This window comes from Bacillus sp. LSHTCR4 (assembly GCF_057197025.1).
In genome coordinates, this window is the sequence record NZ_JBXUNO010000001.1 from 2274087 (window position 1) to 2286023 (window position 11937).

The following is an 11937-nucleotide window of genomic DNA, read 5'->3' on the forward strand; positions in this document are numbered from 1 at the left end:
TACTTTTTAACATATGCAACTAATAAGTTTCAAAAAGAAATGCGAACTCCTTACTTCACCTAATGATATTACTCGGTGGCATTTAACTAATATAATGCACTATACATTTATGAATGAGCACACCAATATGCAAATCAATTGTTAATAAAAAAGAGATTGACCCAAAAGTAGCTGAATAGCTACTTGGGTTAACCTCTTTTATTTATTATCCCTATTTAACTCTTGTACAATATCCCTTTTTCCTATTCTATTAGCAAAAGGGATAAAAATAATAAGGACTATTCCAAACATCGCCGCTATTACCGTTACGATAAGTTTGAAATCAAAAAATAAAGGTGTACGATCTATTATACTTACCATATAGGTTAATAATGCTCCTATAACAGCCCCTAGTACGATTCCAATAAGTACATATAAATTAACTTGCGTCAAAATAATTTGTACAATCCCTTTTTTCTTAACTGTTATTGCTCGTAAAATAGCAAACTCTTTTCTTTTAGATTGAATATTATTTATAAGTGTATTACATACCCCTAATGTTACACTAAACAAAATTACTACAATAACAACGATGAAAATGGACCACCTTTGCTGAAACATTAAATTAGATTGCTTTAATGATTGAGTATAACTACTTATTTTTAATTGTGGATATTGATCTTTCACTTTCTTTAATTGCTCCAACGTCTCTCTCTCATTATTTGAACTAATAAATGCACGCTCAAAAACTGTATAACCTTGTTTATATGTTACATTACTCCAATCCATGAGTACCGAAGGAGAATTCGGTAGCTCGTTAACAATTAATCCAACTTCTACCTTACCAGTCGGACTAACCTTTTGTTCCTGTTCTGAAAATAGACCCAATTGAACGATATCCCCTACATGAAGTTTATATCGCCCCGCTAACTCTTCTGTAACAATTATACTATTCTCTAAATTTGCAGGTACTTCTGGCAATAACCCTTGCTTTTCCATTTCCTTTACATCACCTAAATTATAGTCAAAAGTAATATATTTTTCACCTTGCTTTAATTCTGCCAGTGAGTTCGTACTAATCGTACTAGCTCCTTTTACACTACTTATTTCTTTACATATATTTTGTATATGAGGTGAGGAAATTGTTGAATCATTATTCAAACGATTTTCCACAACAATATGTGTTGGAAATTCTCGTTGTAAATATCTTTCATTATTTTTTTGCATCGTTTTAAATATAGTGGACCCGAAGACAACTATCATCATCATTGTACTTATCATTAAGATAACAAATGTATTTTTTCTTACTTGCGGAATTACATTTTTAATAGCAACAAATGTATTCCTTCCAAATATTTTTTTCATTATAGGTAGACATGCTATTAATATCGAAGAGAGATAAGTCGGAAATAAAATATATACTCCTAAAACGAGAAATATAGCTCCTATTACTATCACTATTGCCTGCGTATCTCCCGTATTTGCTACAAACCCACCTAAAACAGTTAAAAATACGCTACTCATTAAAAGGAATTTCCCCATAATACTGCGTGTTTTTTTATTAGAAAAATCGGATTCTTCATTCTCCCGCATAAGCTTTACTGGCAATATTTTCGAACTTCTGTATGAAGGATATATCATAAACAATTCAATGAAAAAGATACTACAAATCACTGTTACAATTGCTATTTCATAGTCAAAACTTATTGAATTAATTTGAAAAGCAAATACATGCTCTAGCCAACTTTGTAAAAAACGGTTACTTATTACAGCTAGTAACAAACCAAATATTCCACCAAAGAAATTGATTACACTACATTGAATAAATATAACTTTAAACATTTGTTTCGTTGTTGCTCCCATTGATCGCATAATAGCAAATTGACTTTTATATTTATATAAAAACACTTCAAAATTAGACACCAACAATAACGCAGTAATAATAAGTATTAATGTAGATAAAACGATTATAAAAATATGTAATGATGCTAAATTACTTTTTAAAAACTCGTCTTCCTCCGCAATATCGATTCTTAATTCTTTGTCTATTTTATGAATTTCACTAGACAATGCTAGTACATCTGCATTCTCTTTTGCTTTTATTAACAAATAAGTAGCTTCATTGTGTTTACCCGTTTTTTCATATACGTGCTGTTTCACCGCACCTTCAGATAAAATAAGTATATCTGGAGCTGAACCTCCAGCTTCTATATCAGGTAACACTTCTTTTACTACATATGATTTATTTTCTATTTCAACCTTTTCTCCAACTTTTACTTGTAAAGTTTCCGCTAATCCATCATTTAATGTTACTTCCTTATTTGATAAATTTTTAGAAAAGTGATATCGACTTTTAGATAACATATCATTTTGAACACCTACCGTATAAATACTTGCATTCAATTTATTCACTTGCAAATGATTTACGAATACTTTTGACATGTATTCAACATTTTCTTGTTTCTTAATATTTTGCAGTAAAGATTTATCCATCAACTTATTTTGATCAGGATTATATCCGACAGATAAATCCATATCTCCGTATACATTTTTCACTTCATTTATAACAGACTGTTTCGCATGACTCGAAAATACAATCATCGTAACAATTAGAGAAACGGCCAACATAACGCTAACAATAGAAGAAATAGCAGTAAATTTATTCGTCTTAAAAAAACGTAAACTTAATCCTCGTACTGATTTTATCATTTTGATTTTTCCATTATTTTTTTGAATTTATCTAAAATGATATTCATATCATTTACTCCATGAGAACATGTATAATCATCAACAATTTCTCCGTCATGAAAGAAGAGAACCCGATCTGCATACGTAGCAATGTGTGGATCATGAGTAACAAGAATCATACTTTGATTGAATCTTTGTTTCATATCGACTAGTACCCGTAAAATATCATTAGACGTATTGAAATCTAAATTTCCAGTTGGTTCATCTGCAAGGACGATTGGAGGAGATGTTATTAACGCCCTACCAATTGCAACACGTTGTTGTTGTCCCCCAGAAAGCTGCACTGGTCGATGATTTTTCCAATTTACTAAACCTAGAACATCTAATATTTCATTTGTTTTTTCTCGTATCTCCTCTTCTGAATCAGCTGATAATATGAGGGGTAACGCAATATTTTCTTCTACAGATAAATCCTTTAATAAATGAAATGACTGGAATATAAATCCTATGTTATCCCTTCTGTACTCTGTCGCATACGGTTCAATGAACATATTTTCAGGTACTTCACCATTTACATAGATAACCCCCTCATCAGGCTTATCTAGAGCACCAAGAATGTTTAGTAATGTACTCTTTCCAGATCCACTCGTTCCCATTATGGCAATGAGTTCTCCTTTATTTAACTCCAAAGATACATTTTGTAAGGCTCTAACATTTGTATCTACACTCTCATATGTCTTACTTAAACCTTGAACTGCTAACACAACTTCACTCACCATTATTCACCTCAACATTATTAAGTTTTATTCCCTCCACCAAATTAACCTGAATTAAAATTTTTTCTTTTAGATTACTAGGTGGTACAATTTCTATTCCTATTTGGAATAACAACACTTTTAACTCGAAAGTTGTAATCATTTCTATCCCTCCTCACTCTATATTGGTAACAAATTGAAATTTCGTTCGATTTTTTATAAAAAAATAAGGGAACGCTCAGCGCCCCCTCTCAAATCCAATCCATTTTTTAATCTTCGCTAAATTTACCTTCGCGATTTCTCTTGCCTGATTAGCACCTTTTTCCAACGCTTCATATAATAAATTCGGTTCATTCATATACATAGTATATTTCTCACGAGGCCCAGCTAATTCACGGTCTACAACGCGAAACAACTCTTTTTTCACATCGCCCCATCCAATGCCAGTTTCATATTTTTCACGCATAGACTGTATTTCATCGTCCGTCGCAAATTCTTTATAAATTGTAAATAACGCTTCTAGTTCTTTCGGTTCGTTTGGAAGTGAAGAATCTGTTTTTATTTTAAATATTAACTTTCGTAGTTTTTCTTGCTCTGCAAATAATGGGATCACATTCCCATAACTTTTACTCATCTTTCTTCCATCAAGCCCTGGTAATATTGCGCCCTCTTCTTGTATGACATACTCCGGAAGTGTAAATGTCGTGCCGAAAGTATGATTAAAATACGTCGCAATATCACGCGCGATTTCAATATGCTGAATTTGATCTTTTCCGACAGGTACATGCGTAGCCTGAAATAGTAATATGTCCGCTGCCATTAAAATCGGATACGTATATAACCCCATATTCACTCCAGCATCTACTTCTAAACCCGCCTCTTTATTTTGCTCTACCTTCGCTTTATATGCATGGGCACGGTTCATAAGCCCTTTCGGAGTTAGGCAAGCTAATATCCAAGCTAATTCTAGAATCTCTGGCACTTCTGTTTGCCTGTAAAAAATAACGTCTTCACTAAGCCCAAGTGATAACCAAGTAGCTGCTACCTCTTTCGTATAGCTACTAAACTGGCTCGGATTATGCACAGCATTTAACGCATGGTAATCCGCTATAAAATACAATGCTTTTCCTTCATTCTTCTTTGACATTTGCAACGCAGGTTTAATCGCACCAATATAATTTCCTAAATGCGGATAACCTGTCGGCTTAATCCCTGTTAACATTATTTTTCCATCCATCCTAACTCCTCCTTTCTCAAAATAAAGTGAAACTTTAATCAGTGGGGTTTTCTTCATCCCCCACTGATTATTAGCCCACACCAATCGGACTTTTATGGGCAGTTGATCCCCCCACCTAACTTCTTTGCTTTCGCTGAATTTTGAGGTGGGGGGCTTACTGCCCATTAAAGCGGGATAAAAAGAGTCCCTCATCCTTAAAAAAGGACGAGAGACTCCCGCGGTACCACCTTAATTAGCTATCATTATAGCTCACTTCAACTTCTTAACGTGAAGCAACCGTCTTTACTTACTCATTTCAGTTAGAAGCTCCAGAGCCCATTCCACATTCATCCCTTACTGATTCCCACCATACATCAGCTCTCTGAAAAGTTTCGAATATGTACTCTTCTCTTTCGTCGCTTTTTGTTATTTTTTACAGTTTATCACATTTTCTCTCCATGAAAAACTAAATATTCAAACTTATTGTCATTTTAACAATAAATATTACCAATTTATTCCGTACAATATATAATCAATATATACAGAAGCGATTTGTAATACAAAAAAGAGGTGATGTCATGAGTTGGTTTACTAAAAAGAACGATGAAAAGATTGATGAGTTTAAAAAGGATGATACTTTAGGAGTAATTATACATTTCACACCTATCGCTATATATTTATACACCTGCGATGAGTATATAGAATCATTTGAAGGTGCGCTCACTTTTGAAAATGAGAACGGAAATCAAATAGAAATTGGGGGTACTTTTATTTCTTTTGAAGTGGATGCTAATTTTCGCATGGACGATTTAATATTTGATTACAAACTGAAGGAAAGCAATCTACCTATTGTTGAATTAAAAGCCTACGCATAAGATCAATTTGTCTACTATAGAAAGAGCAAAAAAAGCTAGAACAGTAATATCTGTTCTAGCTTTTTTCACGTATTCAACTTAACAAATCGATAACCGTGCGTAACTAACACTTTTAATATTGCATACCCTGGAATTGCTAAAATAATCCCCATAATTCCAAATAAATTTCCGGCAGTTAAAATAATAAAAATGATAGTAATCGGGTGAATATCTAGCTTTTTCCCCATGACTTGCGGAGAAATAAATTTTCCTTCTGCTAATTGTACGACCATCATTACGATAATTACCTTTAAAACCATTGCTGGCGAGTCAATAAATGCGATAATTAAAGCTGGTGTAATTGCAATGATCGGGCCTACGTACGGAACGATATTTACAATCATCGCTAAAATAGCGAGTAGTACCGCATATTTAATACCGATAATAAGGTAACCAATTAATAGCATAATACCGATAAACAAGCTAACGATAATTTGACCTCTAATATACGAGCTAATTGCATAATGCATATCATCTAGTATTCTCATCGCTGCTGGTCGTCTTTGTTCTGAAATGAACTTTAAGAAATGATTCGGCAATTGCTCACCATCTTTTAAAAGATAGAACAATATAAACGGAACCATTACAAACGTTAAAACGACCTCGGTAAGGGTACTTAAAAATCCAGTTACATTTCCTGTTACTGATGATAACGACTTCGTAAAATCAACAGTGTAATCTTTTACCATACTCGCTACATCAATATTTAAATTCTCCTGAATTTTCCCTAGTAAATTACTTTCTCCAAATCTACGTGCCGCACGTTCAATTTCATGACCGAAATACGGTAAGTTATCTATTAATGCATCGATTTGATCTTTAATAATAGGAATAACCGTTAAAACTAAAAACACAAATAATCCAATTACTATTAAGTATATCGAGGCTATCGATACAATTCTTGAAACACCCTTCTTTTCTAAAAGCGAAACGAATGGATGCAAAATATAAAATAGTACGCCTGCTAATAAGACCGGGAAGAAAATTGTCTTTAAAAAGACGATAAACGGTGTAAAAACAAATGATATTTTTGTTAGTAATAAAATATTAATGAACAATAGTGCAAACCCAAGTAACACTGCTAAATAATTGTGTTCTCTAAAAAACTTTTTCAGCTTATCCCTTTTTCTTATATTTATTTTCTCCAACGAAACCACCTCTTCGAATGATGAAAAGCCCTTATCCAGGGCTTTTCATCATAATCTATATATCTATTTCTTTGCAGCTTTCACTACAAATGATACAATAAAAATTAACACGATTGCTCCTAATAATGCTGGCACGACATGAATCCCACCAAATGATGGCCCAAAAGATCCAAATAATCTACCACCTAATGAAGCACCTAATAAACCGGCGATTATATTGCCGAACATACCACCTGGGAAATTTTTACCCGTTATAGAACCTGCAATTGCACCTATAATAGCACCAACTATTAATGTGATAATCCATCCCATTTTTAGTCCTCCATTTCTATTATGGTGTATTTCTTTTTCATACTAAATGATTATGTAACTACTATAATTATTATATCCAAAAAAGAAAAATGTTGTCAAATCTATGAAAATAAAGTCTACAAGGAGGTTTTTACGCTATGATTCAAAAATTAATAACAACTTCTCACAACACTGCTGCTTCTATTTTAAATATTCAAATACCGGCTTATGAAATCGAGGCAAAATATATAAATAGTACAGCTATCCCTCGCCTTTATGATACTGTAACCGATATTCAATCATGTGATGAAATTTTCTACGGATACTTTTATGAAAATACACTTGCCGGGTTTATTTCTTTTAAAATAGATGAAGAGGAAATTGATATTCATCGTTTAGTAGTATCCCCCGATCATTTTCATAAAGGAATTGCGACGAAGCTATTACTATATTTATTTGACATGTTCTCCTCTTCCAAAACATATATTGTACAAACAGGGAAAGGAAATACACCTGCTTTGTCTTTATATAAAAAACATGGTTTTATCGAAGTACAAAATATCGTATTGCCTGATGGTGTGATTTTAACCTCGCTAAAAAAGACAGAAAACAACAAATAGTTTGACTAAACTGATTATTTATGTTATCTTTTACTCTATAAAACCTTTTGCTGAGTCCAAAATTTGGAGCGGGGGAACCATTTTTGTAGCTATGCTACTTGGGGCGAATCTTATTTAAGTAGGGAAACTCTCACTTCCCGAGTCCGACAGCTAACCTCGTAAGCGTAATGGGAGAGGAAGGTGCTTTTTGCCTATGTTACACATTTTGCCTCCTTAATTATAAATATGGGATCGATACCAAATAGACACCTATATTTATAGAAAAGGAGACATGCACTATGTTACGTTTATCTGATCACGCAATAAAAATGATGGAGCAAAGACTTCGGCTCGAACAACATCGCACATACCAAGCAAATAAAGTTGTAGATAACTTACATCACAAATACTTCTTTCAACATATTTTTCAACCAAAAAGATAAAGAAATGGTTCATTTAACATCAAAAACACAAGGTGTGTCTAAAAAGGCATCCCTTGTGTTTTTTATTTTTCTTATAAAATTCTCACTACATTTAAACTTGCTGTAATCGCACCCGCTATGGTCGTTACATGCCCTACCCCTAACGGACCATTTTGTAATATTAATGTTGAATTGGCACTCGTTACATTCACAAGAAGCGTATTTGAAATGGCTGGTTCAATTACTACAGTTGATGTCGTTACGTTTTGTATAAAGCTCCCTGCTAGTTGTGTTCCATTTAATAGCAATCTAACAGATACTGTCTCATTCCCACCATTGGCATCCCCTTGAAAATAGTAGCTTACTAAATATATTCCTGGCGTCGTTACTGTGACTGTCGTAGCACTAGTTAACGATACACCAGTTCCATATACAGTGGATCCTGAATTAATTGGAATGTTGGCATTTGCTGCTATTGTGCTTGTTGATGTAGAAAAGAAATATCCGCCACCTGTCGATATAGCAGATGATCCTGTTGCTCCAGTTAAGCCTGTTGGACCCGTTGCACCTGTTGGGCCGGTTACCCCTGTTCCCCCTGTCGCTCCTGTTATGCCTTGTATCCCTTGTGTTCCTGTCGGTCCTGTTGCACCAGTCGCTCCAGTCGCTCCGGTTGCTCCGGTCGCTCCCGCCTGCCCCGTTACCCCTTGTGGACCTTGGATTCCTTGCACGCCTTGTGGACCGGTTGCTCCCGTCGGTCCTGTTGCTCCCGCCTGCCCAGTTACGCCTTGTGGTCCTTGAATTCCTTGTGGACCTTGAGGGCCCGTTACTCCCGTCGCTCCGGTTGCTCCAGTTGCACCTGTTGGGCCCGTCGCTCCGGTTATCCCTTGAATTCCTTGCGGTCCAGTTGGGCCGGTTGGACCAATAGGCCCTTGGATTCCTTGGATTCCTTGAATGCCCTGTGGACCGGCTGGGCCTTGTAGACCTTGTATCCCTTGAATTCCTTGTGGTCCTGTTGCCCCTGTTGGACCTGTTTGCCCCTCTGGACCTTGCACTCCTTGGATTCCAGTCGCTCCGGTTGGACCTATATTTCCTTGAGGTCCCTGTATTCCTTGAATTCCTTGTGGACCGGTTGGGCCTGTTATGCCGCTCGGTCCTTGTACTCCTTGGATTCCTTGGGGCCCAGTTGGTCCCTGTATTCCTTGAATCCCTTGTAGCCCCTGTAAACCTGTTGGACCTGTTGGACCCGTTGCTCCTCTTACACCTTGTTCACCTTGTATGCCTTGAATTCCTTGTGGACCTTCTACACCGGTTGCTCCTGTTATCCCTTGAAAACCTTGGGGTCCCTGTGCTCCTTGAAATCCAACTGCTCCAACTACACCTTGAGCTCCTTGCACTCCTCTTACACCTTGAGGACCAGTTGGACCAATTATTCCTTGTAATCCTTGTGCTCCTATCGCACCAGTTCCCCCTGTTACACCCCGCGCACCAGTTGCGCCCGTTGGACCTGTTGGCCCACCAGGTGGACCGGGTGGACCAGATGGACCAGTCACTCCACTAGACGGACCAATGGGACCGGTTGTTCCTGTTGGCCCACCAGGCGGACCTACTGGACCTTGTGTACCAGTAGGTCCGATCGCTCCTGTTATCCCTCGTATTCCTTTTGCCCCTTGAAAACCTGTGGATCCGTTTATCCCTTGTATTCCTTGAATACCTGATGGACCTTGAGGCCCTATTACACCTGTTATTCCCTTTATTCCGCTTATACCTTGAGGGCCTTGTGGACCAGTAGAACCGGTTGGGCCTACTACACCTTGTATCCCTTGATCACCTTGGTGTCCTTGCTCTCCAGTAATTCCTTGTATTCCTTGTGGACCTTCTTCTCCTTGTATACCTGTAGTTCCATCCTCCCCTTGTATTCCTTGCGCTCCTTGGGAACCTTGAGGACCTGTTACACCTGTCATACCAGCTTCACCTATCACACCTTGCATTCCTTGTGCTCCCGTTTGTCCTCGCTCACCTATCTCTCCTTGTATTCCTTGGGGACCTTGTATACCTTGACTACCGGCAGGACCAATCGCTCCTTGTATCCCTTCTAATCCTTGTACTCCAATATCACCGGTTGGACCTTGGTTTCCAATTAATCCTTGAGGACCTTGGAGGCCAGTTGGACCTGTTACACCTTGCTCTCCTGTATTACCAATAGCTCCTTGTATTCCTTGTGCTCCTGTTGTCCCCCGTGGACCTTGTATTCCCCTGATACCTTGAGGACCTTGGGACCCAGTTGCTCCCGTCGGGCCAGTCACCCCTGTAGGACCAACAGGACCTTCATGCCCTCCAGTTGGACCAATAGGGCCACTATTACCAGTTGGGCCAGTTGCTCCTATAAGCGGAAGAGGCAGTGCCACTCCAAATTTTTTGCACTTTCTATGATGACGCACAACAATCCCCCTTCCCCAAAATAATTACACCTTTTATATGAAATGCATTTTTATAAGAAAAGTACACATCTGACCTCATTTTTTAAAAAATAAAGAGGCCTATCATTTCATTCATTTGAAATGATAGGCTTCTTTTTATAAAACACTTTACTTTCTCGCCTTAATAATAAAAGTAGTTGGCACCATTCTAGCTTTATGTAAAGAATAATATTTCGGAGACGGCTCAGCTAGTTCTTCATCAAACGAGCTCGATGGTTCAGGCTCTTCTATTCTCTCAATTGTAAAACCAACTCTATTTAACTCATTTATGTATGTACTTATTTTTCGTTTATATAAAGTCGCTTGTACATCCTCCCCTTTAAATGTTTCAAACGTAATAGGAGTTTCTTCATGATAAGACGAGCTTAAAGCAATCTCCTCTGTTCCATACATTAAGTTTGAATATACGGGATGCTCCCAGCTAAAAACAAAGCTTCCTCCTGGCTTTACATACGAATAAATCAATTCCAACGTTTTTCTTAAATCCGAAGTCCAGCCTAATGCATAAATGGAGTATACAATATCAAAATACTCTTTCGGAATATCCCCTTCCTCTTCCATTGCTCCACATATTAACTTTGAATTCCAACTCTTTAACGTTTCATTCGCTGTTTTAATTTGTTCACTCGAAAGATCAAGTCCCCACAATTCTTCTGCACCATGTTCCGCCATATATTGCAACGAATGCCCACTTCCACATCCAATATCAAGTACCTTTTTATTTCTAATTGAATCGAACAAATGAATTTCATCTTCAGACGCCGTATACGGTCCGTATTTCGGTAAACAATCCACTTGAAAGAAATATGGTGCAACTGTATCCCAACACTTTTTATTTAATGCTAACATTTGTGTACCTTCCATATTCTACATTCCCCCATCCAATTTTCTTCCCCTAATATAAATTACACATTATAACCCGATCTCCCTTTTCTCTTTGCTCGGTAGTTTTTTACTTTCGCGATTGTTCCGCACGCTCTTCCTCCTTCTTCTCCAGCATACATACCACACCATCTTTTACTTCCATTACGCGAATGATCATAAAATACCCAGCGACAATCTGGACATGCTTTTAACCTTCCCCACAAATTTTCTTGAATTGCCGTTAACACAATGCTTAATACTTTTGTATACATATTTTCTTCCAGCACTGGTTCATATGTAATACCTTTCATATCTTCCCTTACGTTTACTTGAAATGGATATTTCTCTAACCATTTATGTAATGATTCTTCACCTTCAATTACCATCCGAATATCTTCTCGAAAATTTTTTAATTCTTCTATCGTATGAAACGGAAGCTCTTCATCAAAATATTCTTTCATAAAGAGCTTTATATCTTCTTTTGTTTGCAGCAAATCAATGGGCTCTCTCGTATCGTTTGGTATTCTCCATGTATTTAAAAATTCCTGAATATATTCTAGTTCATTTGGAGCTTTTTGATTCAA

12 protein-coding genes, 1 riboswitch and 1 other annotated feature are annotated in these 11937 nt (G+C 36.8%); of the genes, 3 read left to right on the plus strand and 9 right to left on the minus strand.

Annotated elements, in window-relative coordinates; genetic code table 11:
* Window positions 1–198: 198 nt before the first annotated feature.
* The 4 genes from AC2CGR_RS11675 to AC2CGR_RS11690 form a co-directional block, all read right to left on the minus strand.
* Complete coding sequence (locus tag AC2CGR_RS11675; protein ID WP_484480844.1) at window positions 199–2688, minus strand: FtsX-like permease family protein; 2490 nt, start codon at window positions 2686–2688, stop codon at window positions 199–201.
* Complete coding sequence (locus AC2CGR_RS11680; protein ID WP_270184943.1) at window positions 2685–3446, minus strand: ABC transporter ATP-binding protein; 762 nt, start codon at window positions 3444–3446, stop codon at window positions 2685–2687. The genes AC2CGR_RS11675 and AC2CGR_RS11680 overlap by 4 nt, the downstream gene beginning before the upstream one ends.
* A complete protein-coding gene (locus AC2CGR_RS11685) occupies window positions 3436–3585 on the minus strand; it encodes a hypothetical protein (RefSeq protein ID WP_087967630.1) in 150 nt (49 codons plus the stop codon). The genes AC2CGR_RS11680 and AC2CGR_RS11685 overlap by 11 nt, the downstream gene beginning before the upstream one ends.
* A 75-nt stretch (window positions 3586–3660) precedes the next feature.
* Complete coding sequence (locus AC2CGR_RS11690) at window positions 3661–4659, minus strand: tryptophan--tRNA ligase (protein ID WP_484480845.1); 999 nt, start codon at window positions 4657–4659, stop codon at window positions 3661–3663.
* A 197-nt stretch (window positions 4660–4856) separates the two neighbouring features.
* Window positions 4857–5064, minus strand: a binding site (T-box leader).
* Window positions 5065–5216: 152 nt separating this feature from the next.
* Between AC2CGR_RS11690 and AC2CGR_RS11695 the strand changes: the two genes are divergently transcribed.
* Entirely contained in the window at window positions 5217–5513 is a 297-nt protein-coding gene (locus tag AC2CGR_RS11695; RefSeq protein ID WP_087967626.1) for a hypothetical protein, read from the plus strand.
* A gap of 65 nt (window positions 5514–5578) precedes the next feature.
* On the opposite strand, the gene AC2CGR_RS11700 is transcribed toward AC2CGR_RS11695, so the two are convergent.
* Window positions 5579–6700, minus strand: coding sequence for an AI-2E family transporter (locus tag AC2CGR_RS11700; RefSeq protein ID WP_131100283.1), 1122 nt, complete (start codon window positions 6698–6700; stop codon window positions 5579–5581).
* Window positions 6701–6763: 63 nt separating this feature from the next.
* On the minus strand, window positions 6764–7012 hold the full coding sequence (locus AC2CGR_RS11705) for a GlsB/YeaQ/YmgE family stress response membrane protein (RefSeq protein WP_087967622.1): 249 nt from the start codon (window positions 7010–7012) through the stop codon (window positions 6764–6766).
* 137 nt (window positions 7013–7149) lie between these two features.
* Between AC2CGR_RS11705 and AC2CGR_RS11710 the strand changes: the two genes are divergently transcribed.
* Window positions 7150–7611, plus strand: coding sequence for a GNAT family N-acetyltransferase (locus AC2CGR_RS11710; RefSeq protein WP_029439012.1), 462 nt, complete (start codon window positions 7150–7152; stop codon window positions 7609–7611).
* Window positions 7612–7649: 38 nt separating this feature from the next.
* Window positions 7650–7792, plus strand: a riboswitch (cyclic di-AMP (ydaO/yuaA leader).
* A 97-nt stretch (window positions 7793–7889) separates the two neighbouring features.
* Complete coding sequence (locus AC2CGR_RS11715; protein WP_000945246.1) at window positions 7890–8033, plus strand: hypothetical protein; 144 nt, start codon at window positions 7890–7892, stop codon at window positions 8031–8033.
* Between the two features lie 71 nt (window positions 8034–8104).
* Here the strand turns inward: AC2CGR_RS11715 and AC2CGR_RS11720 are convergent, their stop codons facing one another.
* From AC2CGR_RS11720 to AC2CGR_RS11730, 3 genes are all read right to left on the minus strand, one after another.
* Entirely contained in the window at window positions 8105–10450 is a 2346-nt protein-coding gene (locus AC2CGR_RS11720; RefSeq protein ID WP_484480846.1) for a collagen-like protein, read from the minus strand.
* Window positions 10451–10597: 147 nt separating this feature from the next.
* Complete coding sequence (locus AC2CGR_RS11725; RefSeq protein ID WP_087967618.1) at window positions 10598–11353, minus strand: class I SAM-dependent methyltransferase; 756 nt, start codon at window positions 11351–11353, stop codon at window positions 10598–10600.
* A 41-nt stretch (window positions 11354–11394) separates the two neighbouring features.
* Window positions 11395–11937, minus strand: a complete 543-nt coding sequence (locus AC2CGR_RS11730) for a CGNR zinc finger domain-containing protein (RefSeq protein WP_131100297.1) — start codon at window positions 11935–11937, stop codon at window positions 11395–11397.

Bases quoted from the DNA above. Each gene is read 5' to 3' on its own strand.
- AC2CGR_RS11715 (WP_000945246.1), top strand. From the start codon at position 7,890: ATGTTACGTTTATCTGATCACGCAATAAAAATGATGGAGCAAAGACTT.
- AC2CGR_RS11685 (WP_087967630.1), bottom strand. From the start codon at position 3,585: ATGATTACAACTTTCGAGTTAAAAGTGTTGTTATTCCAAATAGGAATA.
- AC2CGR_RS11695 (WP_087967626.1), top strand. From the start codon at position 5,217: ATGAGTTGGTTTACTAAAAAGAACGATGAAAAGATTGATGAGTTTAAA.
- AC2CGR_RS11710 (WP_029439012.1), top strand. From the start codon at position 7,150: ATGATTCAAAAATTAATAACAACTTCTCACAACACTGCTGCTTCTATT.
- AC2CGR_RS11690 (WP_484480845.1), bottom strand. From the start codon at position 4,659: ATGGATGGAAAAATAATGTTAACAGGGATTAAGCCGACAGGTTATCCG.
- AC2CGR_RS11705 (WP_087967622.1), bottom strand. From the start codon at position 7,012: ATGGGATGGATTATCACATTAATAGTTGGTGCTATTATAGGTGCAATT.
- AC2CGR_RS11725 (WP_087967618.1), bottom strand. From the start codon at position 11,353: ATGGAAGGTACACAAATGTTAGCATTAAATAAAAAGTGTTGGGATACA.
- AC2CGR_RS11675 (WP_484480844.1), bottom strand. From the start codon at position 2,688: ATGATAAAATCAGTACGAGGATTAAGTTTACGTTTTTTTAAGACGAAT.
- AC2CGR_RS11680 (WP_270184943.1), bottom strand. From the start codon at position 3,446: ATGGTGAGTGAAGTTGTGTTAGCAGTTCAAGGTTTAAGTAAGACATAT.